Source organism: Haloarchaeobius caseinilyticus, from assembly GCF_051207395.1.
In the GTDB taxonomy this organism is placed as follows: domain Archaea; phylum Halobacteriota; class Halobacteria; order Halobacteriales; family Natrialbaceae; genus Haloarchaeobius.
Genome location: NZ_JBPJZC010000004.1, coordinates 138,702 through 156,610, shown reverse-complemented (window position 1 = coordinate 156,610; position 17,909 = coordinate 138,702). Strand labels below are relative to the sequence as shown.

The following is a 17,909-nucleotide window of genomic DNA, read 5'->3' as shown; positions in this document are numbered from 1 at the left end:
ATTTTCGTGTTCTGACTAGAGTAGATTCTGGGAATAGACGGCACGGTTCGACTTTTCGGCCCCCCTAAATTTCGAAAGAGGTTTGTCTCTTTAGGCTCGCCAAAAACATATGGAGACTGAATTTATGAATCTCGGATTGCGACAGCGACAAAATTACGCAAGCTTGAGACGACTCAGCTTTTCGGCCACAACAACAGGGTACCCATCCTGTGGAATCAATCAGGCCTCAATATGAGTGGAGGAGAAGCCAATCTCGACACCGGCAGGGACTCGACACCTATGGCTACTCGCTTGGGTTGGCTATTCGACCCGAAACTGGTCACCCTCGCTATCGCGAGTACAGCAATCGTAGCAGTTGCTGGCGTAGTGCAGGTGAGTCACGGCCCGTACGTGATGAGCTATGGTGAAGTCTGGGGCTCCCTGAGCGATACGAAGGTTCTATTCGATATCGAGATTTGGAAAGCGTTCCTTCTCGGCGAGGAACTGCCCGAGATGGGACGAAAGAACCTGATCGTCTGGCATATGCGTCTTCCTCGCGTGCTCGCTGGTGTTTTCGTGGGAATGAACCTCGCCGTTTCGGGTGCCATCTTTCAGGCCGTCACCCGGAACGAACTGGCGAGTCCATTCATCCTCGGCGTCTCGTCTGGTGCCGGGATGATGATCTTGATGACGCTCGTCTTCTTCGGCACGCTGACGACGTACATGCCGTTGATCGCGGCGTTCGGCGGCGCTGGGGCGTTCTTAATCGTCTACGCGATTGCATGGAAGAACGGAACCTCACCCGTCCGCCTCGTCCTCGCGGGTATCATCGTCGGGACGGTGTTCAACTCGTTACAGACTGCGATGTTCTTCTTCGCCCAAGACATCGCCATCGCCAAGACCGCACGAGCGTGGACGACAGGTTCACTACTCGGTGCCGACTGGGAACAGGTCCGAATCATCCTTCCGTGGACTATTCTAGCGATGGGACTGTCGCTGCTCGGCTCCCGACAGTTGAACGTGCTGTTGCTCGGTGAGCGGACCGCGAAGGCACTCGGTATGAACGTCGAGAAAATGCGATTCGCGCTCTCGTGTGTGGCCGTCCTCGCCGCTTCCGCGAGTATCGCTGTGGCAGGCATCGTCAGTTTCGTCGGTCTCATCGTGCCACACGTGGTACGGAACGTGGTCGGAAGTGACTATAAGAAGCTCATCGTCGGCTGTTTGTTCGCTGGACCGGCGCTGGTGGTGGGTGCTGATGTCGGTGCTCGGCTTGGCATGCAGGTACTCACCGGTGCACCCTTGCAACTCCCTGTTGGTATCGTCACCGGTCTCGTGGGTGGCCCATACTTCCTCTATCTGATGCGGCGACGGACTAATCTTGGTGAGGTCTAACGATGGAGCAGGAATCAGTTCCCAGTACCCAGTCGTCGGATTTGGTCGGAGATAATCTCGCCATTGGCTACCCGACGACCGACGAACCGGTCGTCGAGTGTGACACGGTCGTCCTCCCGGCGGGGGAAGTGACGGCCCTCGTCGGCCCGAACGGGAGCGGAAAGAGTACGCTCCTGAAGTCGATGGCGAACCAGCTCGAACCCGAGCGAGGTCGTATCCTGCTCGACGGCGAGCGACTTCGCGAGTTCGACTCGAAGGAACTGGCCACTAAACTCGGCCTGCTCTCACAGGAGAACGATTCACCGGAGAGCCTGACCGTCGAGGATCTCGTGTTCCACGGTCGGTATCCACACCGGGGCTTCTTCGAGTCCGTCACTGAGGACGACCACGAAGCAGTCGACAATGCAATCGAACTGGCCGGCGTCGAGCACATGCGCGACAGTTCGATGGCGAACCTCAGCGGCGGCCAGAAACAGCTCGCGTGGATCGCCATGGTCCTCGCGCAGGACACCGACGTGCTGTTACTCGACGAGCCGACCACGTACCTCGACTTGCACCACCAGTTGCGCGTGATGGAGGTCGTTCGCACCCTCAACGAGGAGGAGGGCGTCACGGTCGGTATCGTCCTGCACGACATCGGGCAGGCGGCGCGCTTCGCGGACAACCTCATCGCGATGAAAGACGGGGAGATGTACGACTGGGGACCGCCGCGCGAAGTCGTCACCGAGGAACTACTCGCAGACGTGTTCCAAGTCGACGCTAGCGTCGACAGTGAGAGCCCGACGGGACCGCACATCGCGCCGCACCGGGCCATCGACGAGTGACGTGCGAACCCCTCTTGGTACCACTTGCCGAAAATACGATGACTGCTGAGGGATAGAGACTCCGAGTACGTCTCCCGTGTCTAGACTGGGTGCGGTAGACTAAAGTTGCCTACTCGTCCTCGAGTGCGTCGTAAATCTCTTCGTGACGACGCCCATCGAGTGCTCCTATTTCGAGGAGGATTTCGTGACGGTCCTCGGCGTTGTCCGCAGCCTGATACCGCTCGTACAGCTGGCGGACCTCTTCGTCGACCGGCGACGGGTAATCGGTACTGGACGCCATTGCTGAGTCGAGTATAGTCATCGAGTCTCTTTACCAATTACGGCGACAACATCTTTGAGAGTAGACTGGTTATAACTCTGAACCCGACCCACGACTACACAAAGAAGTGGGCTTTCCATCAGCGAGACGAGGTCGCCACCACGGGGGAGCGGGGACTCCTCACTGGGGGACGACGAGGTCTTATCCCGCTGGAGGCCTTCTCTGCAGAGACAGATGGGGCTATTCAGGAAAATCGGTCGGGAGGTCGGCCAGTTCACGTCAGAAGCGAAGGCTGTGGCCGAGGAACACGCGAACACAGACTGTGCCGAGTGTGACGCGCGGTACAGTACGATCCACGAGGAGTGCCCCGAGTGCGGGGCGGCTACAGTGGTCGCCGACGATGTCGACGCTGCTGCGGATGCTGAGAATCCTGAGGGTGCGGAGGATACTGCTGACGTTGCGTCCGACGACGCTGCTGCTGGTGCATCCGACAAATCTGCCGACGTACCATCCGGCGACGAATCTACCGGTTCCACCGACGAGAGCCCGACTACCCAGTAGCAGCAGGCCCCGCACCTGCACAGTTGGCCTGGACTCATCGGCCGCTACCAGTAGCACCCACCCCGATTCTCCGTCGTCCCTAACGGTATGTACCCGCGGGTCTACGTCGGAGGTGACGCTACTGTGACCGACGACCCAGCCAACTCGCGACTCGAACGCGCCCGTGACCAGGTGAGCCGACCGCTGCGACGACTTTTCGACGAGTACGGCCGCGCGGAGTCCCGATGGCTCCTCATCGGCCTCGTCGCGAGCGTGCTCGGCTACGGCGCGACGCTGGTGACGCCCATCGTCCTCGGGACGACCATCGACGCCGTGTTCACGGGCGAGAGTCAGTACACGCTCCCGTTCGTTCCCCAGGCGTGGCTGCCCACCGAGCAACTGGCCCAGTTCTGGCTGTCGGCAGGACTCGTCGGCGTCGCGCTGGTCTGTTCGGCCGTCCTCGCGTGGGTCCGTGGGGTGACGATGAACTACTTCGCTCACGGCGTGATGTACACCATCCGGACCGACGCCTACGAGAAGATGCAACGGCTGGACATGGCCTTCTTCGACGACAAGCAGACAGGTGAAATTCTATCGATTCTGAACAACGACACCTCGAACCTCGAAGTGTTCCTCGACAACGCGCTGAGCGACACCGTCCGCATCGCCGTCCTCGTCGTCGGTATCTCGGCGACGCTGTTTTACACGAACTGGCAACTCGCGTCGGTGACGCTCGTGGCGATTCCGCTGCTCGTCGCGTTCACGTGGTGGTTCGTGCGTGTCATCGAGCCGAAGTACACCACGCTCCGGGCGGAGGTTGGTAATCTCAACACCAGAATAGAGAACGGGCTGAGCGGTATCGAACTCGTGAAGACTGCGAGCACGGAGGAGTACGAGAACGACCGGGTCCGCACGGTCTCGCGGAACCTCTTCGATGCGGAGATGGCCGTTCTCAGACTGAGTTACTTCTACCGACCGGGCATGGAACTGTTGACCGGTCTCGTCCTCCTGGCGACGTTCGTCCTCGGTGGACTCTGGGTCGCTGTTGGCCCGCCGCTGTTCTTCTCGGGAGACCTCTCCGTCGGCGACTTCGTCGTGTTCGTCCTGCTCACGCAACAACTCACGCCGCCGCTCGCCCAGCTGTCGAGCATCGTCGACTGGTACGAGAACGCCCGGGCGTCGGGCAAGCGTGTCTGTGGCCTGCTCGACGTGCCGGTGTCGGTACAGAACGCGCCCGATGCTGTCGAACTCGGGGAGGTCTCCGGTCGCATCGAATACGACGACGTGTCGTTCGCGTACGGGATGGCGGATGCAGACACCCCCAGTGACGGTGGGGAACCCGACGAGGTCATCCTCGACGGCATCGACTTCACCGTCGACCCGGGCGAGACCGTCGCCATCGTCGGGCCGACCGGCGCGGGCAAGTCGACCGTCGCGAAACTCCTCCTCAGACTGTACGACGTGACCGACGGGGCCGTTCGCGTGGACGGCCACGACGTGCGCGAGGTGACGATGTCGAGTCTCCGTGGGTCTATCGGCTATGTAAGCCAAGACACGTTCCTCTTCGACGGGACCGTCGAAGAGAACGTCAGGTACGGGGCGTTCGATGCAGGCCACACGGCGGTTCGGGAGGCTGCGCGTGCCGCCGAAGCCCACGAGTTCATCGAGGCGTTGCCCGACGGATACGAGACACGGGTCGGCGAGCGTGGCGTGAAGCTCTCCGGTGGCCAGCGCCAGCGCATCGCCCTCGCTCGTGTCGTCCTGCAGGACCCGGAGGTTATCGTCCTCGACGAAGCGACCGCGAGCGTCGACACCGAGACGGAACTCCTGATTCAACGGAGTCTCGACGAGGTGACCGCCGACCGGACGACTGTCGCCATTGCCCACCGACTTTCGACCATCAAGGACGCGGACACGATTCTGGTGGTCGACGACGGCCGCATCGAGGAGCGCGGCACCCACGACGAACTGCTCGCGCAGGGTAGATTGTACGCGACACTCTGGGGTGTGCAGGCGGGAGAACTCGACTACGTCCCCCAGCGACTGCTCGATAACGGGGCCGAGAGCTTCGATAGGAAACCGTAGCACCTGTTTTGGCCCGCCTAAAAATCGAAGCTATTAAAGTGTTTTAGGCAAGCCTAAAGAACATGTCCAACGAGCAGCGTGACCAGTCACGTTCGACACGGCGCGCGTATCTCAGCGCCACCGGTGCAGCAGTTACGGCAGGACTGCTCGCCGGCTGTACCGGCGGTAACGAGACGACCACGTCCCAGAACACCAGCGGCTCTGCGGGAACCGACGAACCCACGGAGACCGGCGACTCGAACGAGCAGTCGACGACCACGGACGACGGCCCGTACTCGGTCTCCATGTCGCCGATGGGCGAAGTCGAGTTCGAGGAGACGCCCGAGGACATCTTCACCGTCTTCTCCACGTACGCGGACATGGCCGTCGCGCTCGGACACGGCGACGGTGTGAACTCGGTGTACGTCCCCCAGATGTCCGGGACGACGATGAACCACTACTACGACCGACTCGACGGCGTCTCATTCGACTGGGAGGGCCTCGTCGACCCGCTCGTCGACGGCCTTCCGAAGGAGAAGATATTCGAACTCGACAGCGATGTCCACTTCGCCGATCCCATCTGGGCCGCGAACCAGAACAATTGGGGCCAGTCCGACGTCGACGAAGTCGAGAGTCAGATTTCGCCGTGGTTCGGCAACTTCTTCAGCGGCACGCAGAACGGGGTCCCCGACGGAACCGACGACTACCAGTTCTACTCACTCTGGGAACTGTTCGGGAAGGTCGCACAGGTACTCCGGGAAGAGAAACGCTACGAGGCGCTGGCGCAGGTCCACACCGACCTCGTCTCGACCATCGAGGCCGACCTGCCCGCGAAGGAAGACCGGCCGACTGCGGTCCGCGTGACCCTCGCCGCCGACGGCGAGCAGTTCTACACGTACCACCTCAACAAGCCCGGCTACTGGCTGGCCGACACCCGGCCGCTTGGTGCCAACGACGCGTTCGCCCAGAAGGACTGGGGGAGCCTCTGGGGGAGCATCGATTACGAGACGATGCTCGAAGCCGACCCCGACGTGATTCTGCACCTCTGGGGGATGACCCCGAGTTACAGCATGGCGGACACACTCGAGAAACTCAACAGTCACCCGGTCGGCAGTCAGTTGACGGCTGTGAAAGAAGATCGCGTCTACCCGGCGGGGATGCGCTATCAGGGCCCGCTGATGAACCTGTTCCAGATGGAGATGGGTGCGAAACAGCTGTACCCCGAGCAGTTCGGCGAGTGGCCGGAGTACGAGGACGGCCAGCCGTACCCCGAGATTCCGAGCGAGGAGCGGTTGTTCGACCGCGAGAGAGTCGCCGCAATCGTTCGTGGCGACTTCTAACCGAGGCGCGGAGCAGTCGTAGAGGAATTATTTTAGGCGAGCCTAAAAATCGAAGCTGTTAATGCTTTTTAGGCTAGCCTAAAGAATATGTCCAAGCAGACGAGAAACAGTACGGAGTCGACGCGGCGGGCCTACCTACGCTACGGCGGTGCGGCACTCACGGCAGGCCTGCTCGCTGGGTGTACGGGTGGGAGCGACACGAACAGCACGCAGTCTGCGGTCGGAACGGACGGCTCGACGGCGACGGGAGAGCCGTCCGAGGGCGGAGAATCGACTGACTCGGGCGAATCGACCGAGACGCCCGATGGGCCCTACACGGTGTCGATGGCACCGATGGGTGAGGTCGAGTTCGAAGAAGCACCAGAGACCGTCTTCACCCGCCTGACCCACCTCGCAGACATGGCGTTCGCCCTCGGCCGTGGCAACAGCATCAACGCGATGCACGCCCCGGAGTACTACGACGGCCTGTGGAACGAGTTCGTCACTCGGTTGCCCGGCGTCACCCTCGACTGGCAGGGACTCTACTCCTCGTGGGAGACGAGCAAGGAGAAGCTGTACGAACTCGACAGCGACATCCACCTCGCCGACCCGTCCAGCGTTTCGGCGCTCGGAAAGTGGAACCAGCAAGACCTCGACGAGGTAGAGCAGAACATCGGGCCGTGGTTCGGCAACTCCTACAGCGCCGGTCGCAGTAAACCGCCCGAGGGCTGGCGCGACCAGTACGAGTACTACACCCTGTGGGAGCAGTTCGAGAAGGTCGCACAGGCCTTCCGCGAAGAGGCTCGCTACGAAGCCCTCACCGAGGTTCGGAACGGAATGGTCGACACTATCGAGTCGAAACTTCCCGCCGAGTCCGACCGGCCGTCCTCCGTGATGATCGCCTCGACGGACATCGAGAGCATCTACGTCTACCGACTCGACGAACCTGGCTTCCGGACGGCTCACACGCGTCCGCTCGGCGTGGTCGAGGCCTTCGGCGACGACGTGGAGTCCCAGACGACCGTCGACTTCGAAACGATGCTCGAAGCTGACCCCGAAGTCATCTTCCTGTTCGCCGGCATGCACCCCACGGTGAACATGGCCGACGTCCGCCAGAAGCTGCAGGACGACCCGGTCGCCCGCGAGATTACGGCGGTTCAGAACGACCGCGTGTACGCCCAGGGTGCCCGCTATCAGGGGCCGATTCTCAACCTGTTCCAGATAGAGATGACCGCGAAACAGCTCCACCCCGAGCAGTTCGGCGAGTGGCCCGAGTACGAGACGGGACCGTACCCAGAGATTTCGAAAGAAGAGCAGTTATTCGACCGCCAGCGCGTCGCTGACGTCATCAACGGGAACGTTTAAACTGGCCGGAACTGCTGGTCGACTGCGATTGGTCGAGCGAGCCGACATCCACGACCGATTCCACGACTATCGCCGAGCAGTCCGACCGGAATCCACAGTCGTCCCATCTCTTTTCGGTTCGAGTGACGTGGTCCCCGTGACATCTGTGCCACCCGGTGACGGGAACGTCCGAGAACGTATATTCTTGAGTGGCTCCAATTGACGAGTATCGAATCGACACACAGCCAAGCGACTGTCCACACCAGCACATGACTGGCACCGACCGACAGCAGAACCTCGTCACCGCCGGCGCGCCGCTTCGCGCCGCCGATGCTGCAGTCGTCCTCCTCCACAGCCGGGGCGAAACAGCCCGAAACGTGGTCCAGTGGGCCGACGAGTTTCACCACCACAGCGTCGCCCAACTCGCGCCGCAGGCACCCGATAACTCGTGGTACCCGAACGCGTTCACCGCGCCCATCGAAGCGAACGAACCGCAACTGGCCGCGAACTTGGCGGCAGTTCGTGCTGCTGTCGACACCGCTCTCGACGTCGGCATCCCCCGCGGCCGGGTGATGCTCTGTGGCTTCTCGCAAGGAGCGTGTCTCGCCGCAGAGTTCGTCGCCCGTAACCCGGCACGGTACGGCGGTCTGGCGGTCTTGAGCGGTGGCTTGCTCGGGGAGACAGTCAGTACGGACGAGTACGAGGGAACCCTCGACGGGATGCCTGTCTTCCTCGGCTGTGGCACCGCGGACCAGTTTGTGCCAGTCGAGCGCGTCCACAAGTCGGCGGCAATGTTCGACGCCTTGAACGCCGACGTGGCCACGCGCATCGTCGAGGGCAGAGGCCACGGTATCGACCAGGACGAAGCCGACCGCGTTTCGGCGATGGTCGCTGGACTCGTCCAGTGAACGAACGACAGTACGAACACACACCAACGAACCCATGACAGACACAGTACACGGCTTCCACCACGTCTCGGTCATCTCCGGCGACCCGCAGGCAAACGTCGACTTCTGCACCGACGTGCTCGGCTTGCGCCTCGTCAAGCGCACCGTGAACTACGACGACAAGTTCGCCTACCACCTCTACTACGGCGACGAACGCGGCGAACGAACCCTGTTCACCACGTTCCCGTACCAGCGCGGGGCCGAGGGCAGACTCGGCAAACCACAGCCAGTCGCGACGGCGTTCTCCGTTCCGCCCGGTGCACTGGACTTCTGGCAGGACCGACTCGAACGACGGGGATTCCCCGTCGAAGACCCCACTGACCGCTTCGGTGATACGGTCCTCGAATTCGGCGACGGCGACGGCCAACCACTGGAACTCGTCGCGACGGCGACCGACCAGACACCGGCGACCGACGCGGTACCGGCCGAACGTGCAATCCGGGACGTCCACAGCGTCACGCTCCAGTCGGCGAGCGTCTTCCACACGGCCGCCACGCTGGAAGTCCTCGGCTTCGACCTCCAAGGGCAAGAGGGTGACCGAGTCCGCTACGTCAAGAGGGATGAAGACGGGACGGCGACGGCTGTAGTCGACCTGCTCGACACCGACGCACCGTATGGGCGGGAAGGGAGCGGCACGGTCCACCACGTCGCGTTCGACGTCGGTGAGCAATCGTTGTCGGAGTGGCGAGCACGACTCACCGAGGCTGGGCTGGAACCGACGTGGGTCAAGGACCGCAACTACTTCCAGTCGGTCTACTTCCGCGAACCCGGTGGCATTCTGTTCGAACTCGCCACTACCAAGCCCGGACTGACCGTCGACGAATCGGTCGCCGACCTCGGGTCCGGACTACGGCTGCCACCGCAGTACGAGCAGGACCGCGAGATGATTACGAGCCAACTGCCCACGCTCGAACTGCCCGCACTCTGAACGACAGATTCGGCGACGTCCAGCACACTCTTTTCGCGCCCGGCATCTCAGTAGAGATATCGACGAGAGTCGGGTGGATTCTCACGGCTGAGTTCGGTTTTCTGTGACGTCTCCATCGAATCACACCGAGAATTCATGTCCACGAAGTAAAATTTCGGTGTACGACACACTACCTGACAGTCTCCGAGCAGTTAATCTCAGCCACACAAGAAATTCACTCGAATATGACTCTCTTATTCGTCTGAAAGTCAGCCATCGGCACCGAAACAGCCTTGATTTTCCGTCGTTCTCGATGACCTCCTCACCCACGGACATTACAGAATTCGCCCGTATAACCGTCAGAGATGGCCGAATACCACGAACACATCTCACGGTCACCGGTACAACGAAACCGAGCGTGCCTCGTCGTCTACGCGGATTCTCTTCGAATCCGACCATAACCGGCCGTTCCGCCAATCGGGGACGAATTGGCAACGTTATAACGTGTTTTTCTTTTTGTATACTTGGCTGATAGGTGTGACACGCCCACCGGGGGGAGAAGCCGATGGGCTGTATCTCTATGACAACCGAACTACCGAAACAACTCTCGACAGTATTGGTCTCGATACTGCTCATCACATCGACGTTCGTCGGGGCGCTCGCCGTCACGACGACGACGGCGGTCGCCGCCGAGGGGGATGATGTGCTGTATCGTGCGAACGCGGGTGGCCCGGATATCGCGGCCACCGACAGTGGCCCAGACTGGGTTTCAGACACACCGTATCTCGTCGCTGGCGGCGGGTCGACCTCGTCCCACGGCCAACCGGACCAGCTCGATGCATCGGTCCCGAGTTCGACACCGAGTGGGATCTGGAACGACGAACGCTGGGACCCGGGGGACGGAGCCGAGATGCAGTACGAGTTCTCCGTCCCGTCCGGAACGGCGGTCGAAGTCCGCCTCTACTTCTACGACGGCTACTCTGGCACCAGTGCCGTGGGTGACCGCGTGTTCGACCTGAGCGTCGAGGACGAGTCGATTACCGACTTCGACCCGGTCGAAGAATTCGGTGACCAGACGGGTGGGATGCAGTCCTTCACGGTCACGAGCGACGGGACCATCGACGTCGACTTCGGTCACGTCACCGAGAACCCGCAGCTCAACGCCATCGAAATCGTTTCGACCGAACCGCAGTCGAACGTGTTGAGTGGCCCGTCGAGCGTCGACTTCGGGTCGGTGCTCGTCGGCGACAGCGAGACCGAACAGGTCACCGTCACGAATCTAGGCGGGACCGGCGACCCGCCCATCAGCATCGACAGCGTCGGCCTATCGGGTGACAGTACGTTCGCTGTCGGGTCAGCCCCACAATCGTCGCTCGCACCCGGGGAGTCTGCGACGATTCCGGTGACGTACACGCCCAGCGACGCGACGCCGGGGAGTGCGACGCTCACCATCTCGCACTCCGGCAACGACTCGCCGATGACGATTCCGCTCACCGCCGAGGGCACGAGCACCGCCGAAATCGGGTTCGGAAAGAGTTCGCTCCAGGGCTTCGGCCAGGGGTCGCTCACTGCGCTCGAATTCGGTCCCGACGGCCGACTGTACGTCGCCAAGCAGAACGGCGTGGTGTACGCGCTCGAAATCGAACGCAACGATGCGAACGATTACAGCGTCGTCTACCAGAAGGCCATCGACGTCGTGCAGGACATCCCGAACCACGACGACAACGGCGTCCACAACACCGGCGAAACGCACCGACAGGTGACCGGCCTGACCGTCGGCGGCACGGCTGAAACGCCCGTCGTCTACGTCTCGTCGAGCGACCCGACCATCAAGGTCGGCGACGACGACGACAGCGTCGACACCAACTCCGGCTCGATTTCACGTCTCACCCTCGACTGGGGCGGTGACGGCGTTCTCGCCGATTCAGAAATCGACCACACGGTGATGGTCCTCGGGCTGCCTCGGTCCGAGGAGAACCACGCGACGAACGGGCTGGACCTGAGCGACGACGGCACGACGCTGTTCGTCGCACAGGGTGGCCACGCCAACAAGGGTGCGCCGAGCAACAACTTCGGCCACACGCCGGAGTACGCGCTCTCGGCTGCGGTCTTGGCCATCGACCTCCAGCAGATCGAACAGAACCACCAGCCGAAGAGCCTGCAGGACTACGACAGCGCCTACCCGGCCATGGACTTCCTGTACGCGATTCCGACCATCCAGAACGACGACGCATCGGATGGCGACGACCTGCCCTTCGGTGGAGACGACGGTGTGAACCAGGCGAAGCTGGTCGAGAACGGGCCGGTCCAGATCTGGTCGCCCGGCTACCGGAACGCCTACGACATCGTCCTCAGCGAGGACGACCAGTTGTACGTCATCGACAACGGTCCGAACACCGGCTGGGGCGGCCAGCCGGTCGGTGAAGGGTCAGGTGGACTCTGCACCAACGCCCCGAGCGAGTCCGGCGATTACGGGACTGGTGACCAGCTCCACATCGCGCCAGAGGGGTCCTACGGTGGACATCCTGCTCCGATTCGTGCGAACCCGACCGGTGCGGACATCTACGACCAGAACGGAAACGTCGTTCTGAACATCACGACGGCGAACAGCCCCGTCCCGGCGTCGATGGTCAACCCGGTCGAGTGCGACTATCAGGACCCGACCGAGGACAACTCCATCGGAAGCACCTTCGGCTGGACCGGTGGCATCGCGGAGTACACCGCGTCGAACTTCGGCGGCCAGATGCAGGGTGACCTGCTCGTCGTCGAGAACGCGAACTCTGTCGAGCGCGTCGAACTGAACGCCGCTGGCGACGCCGTGACGAATCAGGAAGGAAACTTGTTCAGCAGCGTCAGTGCGCTCGGTATCGCGACAGTCGGAGACGACGGCCCGTTCCCGGGCACCGTCTGGACTGCCCGCGGTGACTTGACAGTGTTCGAGCCGAACGACTACGATGGCAGTGGCGGCGGCCCGGCCTGTACCGCTGCCGACGACTCGTCACTCGACGAGGACGGCGACGGCTACGACAACGCCGACGAACTCGACGTGGGCACGAACCCGTGCTCTGCCGCGTCGACGCCCGCCGACTTCGACGGCGACAACACTTCGAACGTCAACGACCCGGACGACGACAACGACGGACTCCTCGACACCGACGACCCGTTCGCTATCGACCCGGACGACGGGACGACGACCAGTCTGCCCGCGACGTTCAGCTTCGCCGACGACTCGTACCTCGGCACCATCGTCGACCTCGGGTTCACCGGCGTGATGACGAACGGCGCAGACGACTACCAGTCGCTCTACGACCCCGAACAGATGACTGCCGGCGGTGCGGCCGAAGTCCTCACCGTCGACGCCGTCACGACCGGCGACGCCCACCAGAGCACGAACTCACAGGAGTACGCGTTCCAGGTCGGTGTCGACGCACCCGACGAGTCGTTCACCGTCCACACGACGGTGACCGGCTACCCGGACACGCCCGAGGACTACCAGTCGATGGGCGTGTTCATCGGGAACGGCGACCAGGACAACTACCTGAAACTGGTCACCTCGGCCAAGGGTGGCTCTGGTGGTGTCCAGTTCGCCAAGGAGGTCGACAGTGCGTTCAGCGACGTGGCTAACCCCGACGCCCCAGGCGTCACGGGCACCACGACCGAGACCGACCTCTACCTGACCGTTCATCCGTCCAACGACACCGTGGAAGCGTTCTACGCGGTCGACGGCGGGGAAATGACCAAAGTCGGCGAGACGACGATACCGGCGGGCTGGCTCGACAGTTCCGACGGCACCGGCCTCGCCATCGGCGTCATCTCGACTGCGTTCGGCAGCGACTCGACGTTCGCCGCCACGTGGCAACACCTGAACGTCGAGTACGTCGAAGCGCCTCCGAACCAGCCGCCTGTGGCCGACGCAGGGACGAACATCACCGTCGAGGAAGGCGACTCGGTGTCGCTCAACGCCGGCGCGTCGTCCGACCCCGACGGCGACGACAACGCGCTCGGCTACACGTGGACGCAACTCTCGGGCACTCCCGACGGGTTGCTCGACATGAGCGACAGTGCGCAGGTGTCGTTCACCGCGCCCGAAGTCGACGCCGACTCGACGTACACCTTCGAGGTGCTCGTCGACGACGGTGACGCCACGGACACCGACACGGTCACGGTGACCGTGCAGGACACCGACGACGCGTCGACCGGCGACTTCGTCTTCGCGGTGAACGCCGGTGGTCCGGAGTTCACTGCTTCCGACGGAACCGTCTTCGTGGCGGATACGAACTCCGTCGGTGGGTCGACCTACAGCACGTCGGTCGACATCGGTGAGACCGAAGACGACGCGCTCTATCAGACGGAGCGCTACGGCGACCCGTTCGGGTACGCCATCCCCATCGACAACGGGACCTACGAGGTCACGCTCCACTTCGCGGAGATTTACCAGGGCGTCGCCGGCAGCGACTCGCCCGACTCGGATGGCCCGAGCGACGGGACGAACCAGAACGACCGCGTCTTCAACGCGAGCATCGAGGGCCAAGAGGTCCTCACCGAGTACGACCTCTTTGCGGACGTCGGCCCGGCCAACGCGACCACGAAGACGTTCACCGTCGAGGTGACCGACGGCGAACTGACCGTCGACTTCGACGCGCTGTACGACAACGCGAAGGTCTCGGCCATCGAAGTCCACGCGGTCGACGACGACGAACCGACTGACCCCAGTGTCTTCGGCGTCGAGACCGGGAACGCCACCAACGTCGCCACGCAGGGTGCCGACCTCGGCGGTGACCTCACGCTCGGCGAAAAGAGCAGCGCGACGACGTACGTCCGCTTCTGGGTCCAGGGCAAGCCCGACGAGACCTACTGGTACACGGGCGACTCGACGACCGAATCGGGGACCTTCCTCGAATCGGTCATCCTCAGCCCGAGTACGACCTACGAGTGGCAGGCGATGGCCCAGAGCGCCGACGGCGACTGGAAGGCAGGCGCTGTCGAGACGTTCACCACGCCGACCGGACAGTTCTTCGGCGCGACCACGAACGACGCCACCGACGTGGGCGTCGAGTGGGCGACGCTGAACGGCGAAGTCATCAACTTCGGTGACAACGACAACGCGACCGTCTACTTCACCTACTGGAAGCAGGGACAGAAGGAGTCGACGATGGTCTGGTGGACTGGCCCCGTCACTGAGACGACCGGCCCGTTCAGCACGGACGTCCAACTCGACCCGAACACGACCTACGAGTACGTCGCCTACGCGCAGAGCAACGAAGGTGAGTGGAAAGCAGGTCCGATGCAGACGTTCAGCACCGACGCAGGAGCGGTCTTCGGCGTCGCGACGGAACCCGCGACCGATGTCGGGGGCAACAGTGCGACGCTGCAAGGTGACCTCACCGGTCTCGGTGACTACGACAACGCGACCACCTACTTCACCTACTGGAAGCAGGGAGAGAAGGAGTCGACACTGAACTGGTGGACTGGGAGTCCGCAGTCGAGCACCGGCGCGTTCGACGCGACGGTATCGCTCGACGCGAACACGACCTACGAGTATCAGTCGTTCGCACAGAGCAACACCGGCAAGTGGACCGCCGGGAGCGTCCAGAGCCTGACCACGACCGACGAGGCAGCGTCCGCTGCCATCGAGTTGACCAGCCCGACCGACGGCGCGACCGTCGTGGGCGACTCGCTCACCGTCTCGTGGGACGGCACCAGTGCGACCGCGACCGACCACGTCCACGTCCAACTCGACGACGAACCGTATCAGGGCGGCCAGCCCGTCGACGGTTCCTACACGTTCGAGAACGTCTCGCCCGGCGAACACACGGTGACGGTACAGGTCGCAGACCAGTCCCACACCGTCTACACGAATCCCGAAGCCACCGACACGGTCACCGTGACCGTCGAGGCCCCGGTCGAACAGACCGGGTCGGCGCTGGTCGAAATCACGCCGAACACTGGGCTGGAGACCAGCACCTACGGCTCGGGGTCGTTCCAGATGACCAACACCGGCGAGAAGAACATCACGTCCGTCTCGTTCGACCTCAGCAGTGCGTCCTTGCCGGACATGGTGTTCGACCCGCTGGGCACCGCCGGTGACCCGACGGGCGAGGGCCTGAACATCGCCACGGACGGCGGCACGGGCATCACGACCGCAGAGGGCGACAGCGAGGCGTTCTCGGAGCCCCACAACGGCGTCGACGGCGACGACGGCTACGACGTGATGACCATCGAGTTCGATAACTTCGAACCCGGCGAGTCCGCCGCGGTCTGGGCCGACAACGACCCGACCAGCATCAAAGGCGCGACCGTCGGCTCGCAAGAAGCCGGCCCGGTCTCCGGGCTCGAACTCGCAGGCTCCACCGTGACCGTCACCTACGAAGACGGCTCGACGCAGGTCACGCAACTGGCCGGCGACGGCAGCGCCGGCGGGTCGACCGCGAACGTCACCGACGACGAAGCACCCGCGCCCACGCTCGGCGTCGCCGGTGTCACGCTCGACGGGAGCGTCCTCGACGACCGCCACAGCGCGGCGACCGTCGCCGATGCGGCACAGACCATCACCGTCACCGGCCAGCCCGGCGAGACGGTGACGCTGGTCCGCGTCGAAGGCGAACTGACCCTGAAGAACGTCCCATCGCCGTACGACGTCGAGGCCTTCGAGGCCAACGACGCCGAGGCGGTGGCGTACTACACCGTCACCCTCGACGAGAATGGTGAGGGAACCGTCCCCGTCACGCTGACGAACACGACGGACGACGGTGACGGCGAGGACGCAGGCTACAACTACTTCACCGCGGTCCACGGCGACCCGGCGACCGACGCTGGACTCGCCTCGAACGTCGTCGTCCTGCAGTACGACGAGAACGCCGGTTCGTCCACCGAGACGCTCTACCGAGTGAACGCCGGTGGCTCGACCATCGCGTCGCTCGACGACGGTCCCGACTGGACTGGCGTCACGGGCACCGGCTCCGAATACCTCGTCTCCGTCGGGAGTTCGAGCGTCGGCAACTACTGTAACGGAGATGCGGTCAGCCCGACCGCAAGCGTGCCATCGTCGACGCCCGATGGTGTCTTCGACTGTGAACGCTACGGCGCTTCGACCTGGTCCTTCCCGGTCGACTCCGGCGAGGAAGTCACGGTCAGACTCTACATCGCCAACCAGTTCTCCGGGACCAGCGGCGTCGGCGACCGACAGTTCAACGTGTCCGTCGAGGGCACGCAGGTCCTGACCCAGTACGACCCCGTGGCCGATGTCGGCCACGCGAACGGCACGATGCAGTCCTTCGTCGTCACCAGTGACGGTAGCGTCGACATCGCGTTCGACCCCGGTGCGGCCGAGAACCCGCTCGTCAACGCCATCGAAATCGTCTCCGGCGACGCCGGTGACTCCGATGGTGGCGACAGCACCAACTCGGCGTCAATCGCGGTTACGCCGGACAGCGGTCTCTCGACGAGCACCTACGGTGCCGGTTCGTTCCAGGTGACCAACACCGGCGACTCGGATATCACCTCGGTCACGTTCGACCTCGGGTCGGCACACCTGCCCGACGTCGTCTTCGACCCAGTCGGAACTGCCGGCGACAGCGGTGCGAAGTGTCTCGAAGCGAACAGCGGCGCAGCCACGACGGGCTATCAGACGCCCGGCGACAACTGTGTCGAACCGTTCTCGCAGCCACACAACGGTGTCGATAGCGACGAGGGCTACGATACCGCGACCCTGAACTTCGACGACTTCCAGAACGGTGAGACGTTCACCTTCTCGGTCGACAACGACCCCACGAGCATCAAGGACGGGACGCAGACCGGCTCCGCCGGTTCCATCTCCGGCCTCGAACTCGCGGGTTCGACCATCACCGTGACGTACGCCGACAGCACGTCCCAGACGACGGCGCTCTTCGGCGACGGGAGTGATGGCGGCTCGCAGGCCACCGCGAAATCTGGCCTCGCAGCGGCCCCGTCCATCGGCGTCGACGGCGTCTCGCTCGACGCCGGTGTCCTCGACAGTCGCCACAGTGGCGCAACCGTCTCGCAGGCATCGCAGACCATCACGGTCTCTGGCACGCCCGGGGAGACGGTGACTGTCCTGCAGGTCGAGGGGCAACTCGAACTCGGCGGCAACGCCGCCAACGGCTACGAGATAGAGGACTACGAAGCGAACACCGCAGCGAGTGTGACCTACCACACGGTCACGCTCGACGGGAACGGTGACGGGACGCTCGGCGTCACGCTCACCAATTCCAGCAGCAACGGGGGGTACAACTACTTCGCCGCGGCGGCGGTCGACGGTGACGGCGACACCGGCGACAGCTCCGGCGTAATCATCCTCAAATTCGAGTGACCACG

10 protein-coding genes are annotated in these 17,909 nt (G+C 63.2%); 9 read left to right on the top strand and 1 reads right to left on the bottom strand.

Annotated features, from left to right (window positions below):
* Nucleotides 1-231 precede the first annotated feature (231 nt).
* Both ACSC1P_RS18385 and ACSC1P_RS18380 read left to right on the top strand, forming a co-directional pair.
* The gene (locus tag ACSC1P_RS18385; protein ID WP_435361667.1) at nt 232-1,371 is read left to right on the top strand and encodes a FecCD family ABC transporter permease; all 1,140 of its coding nucleotides are present in this window, start codon (nt 232-234) and stop codon (nt 1,369-1,371) included.
* Nucleotides 1,372-1,373: 2 nt separating this feature from the next.
* Nucleotides 1,374-2,195 carry an ABC transporter ATP-binding protein gene (locus ACSC1P_RS18380; RefSeq protein ID WP_435361666.1) on the top strand — a complete coding sequence of 274 codons (822 nt, stop codon included), beginning with the start codon at nt 1,374-1,376 and terminating at the stop codon, nt 2,193-2,195.
* Between the two features lie 109 nt (nt 2,196-2,304).
* Here the strand turns inward: ACSC1P_RS18380 and ACSC1P_RS18375 are convergent, their stop codons facing one another.
* The gene (locus tag ACSC1P_RS18375; RefSeq protein ID WP_492764736.1) at nt 2,305-2,475 is read right to left on the bottom strand and encodes a hypothetical protein; all 171 of its coding nucleotides are present in this window, start codon (nt 2,473-2,475) and stop codon (nt 2,305-2,307) included.
* A gap of 213 nt (nt 2,476-2,688) precedes the next feature.
* On the opposite strand from ACSC1P_RS18375, the gene ACSC1P_RS18370 reads away from it, so the two are divergent.
* The 7 genes from ACSC1P_RS18370 (at nt 2,689) to ACSC1P_RS18340 (ending at nt 17,904) form a co-directional block, all read left to right on the top strand.
* Complete coding sequence (locus ACSC1P_RS18370; protein WP_435361665.1) at nt 2,689-3,015, top strand: zinc ribbon domain-containing protein; 327 nt, start codon at nt 2,689-2,691, stop codon at nt 3,013-3,015.
* Between the two features lie 87 nt (nt 3,016-3,102).
* Entirely contained in the window at nt 3,103-5,079 is a 1,977-nt protein-coding gene (locus ACSC1P_RS18365; RefSeq protein WP_435361664.1) for an ABC transporter ATP-binding protein, read from the top strand.
* Nucleotides 5,080-5,141: 62 nt separating this feature from the next.
* Nucleotides 5,142-6,398: an ABC transporter substrate-binding protein gene (locus ACSC1P_RS18360; protein WP_435361663.1), complete on the top strand. Its 1,257-nt coding sequence runs from the start codon at nt 5,142-5,144 to the stop codon at nt 6,396-6,398.
* 87 nt (nt 6,399-6,485) lie between these two features.
* Nucleotides 6,486-7,742, top strand: a complete 1,257-nt coding sequence (locus ACSC1P_RS18355) for an ABC transporter substrate-binding protein (protein WP_435361662.1) — start codon at nt 6,486-6,488, stop codon at nt 7,740-7,742.
* A gap of 248 nt (nt 7,743-7,990) precedes the next feature.
* Nucleotides 7,991-8,629: an alpha/beta hydrolase gene (locus tag ACSC1P_RS18350; RefSeq protein ID WP_435361661.1), complete on the top strand. Its 639-nt coding sequence runs from the start codon at nt 7,991-7,993 to the stop codon at nt 8,627-8,629.
* 34 nt (nt 8,630-8,663) lie between these two features.
* Nucleotides 8,664-9,596, top strand: a complete 933-nt coding sequence (locus ACSC1P_RS18345) for a VOC family protein (protein ID WP_435361660.1) — start codon at nt 8,664-8,666, stop codon at nt 9,594-9,596.
* A gap of 559 nt (nt 9,597-10,155) precedes the next feature.
* The gene (locus ACSC1P_RS18340) at nt 10,156-17,904 is read left to right on the top strand and encodes a malectin domain-containing carbohydrate-binding protein (protein ID WP_435361659.1); all 7,749 of its coding nucleotides are present in this window, start codon (nt 10,156-10,158) and stop codon (nt 17,902-17,904) included.
* Nucleotides 17,905-17,909 lie beyond the last annotated feature (5 nt).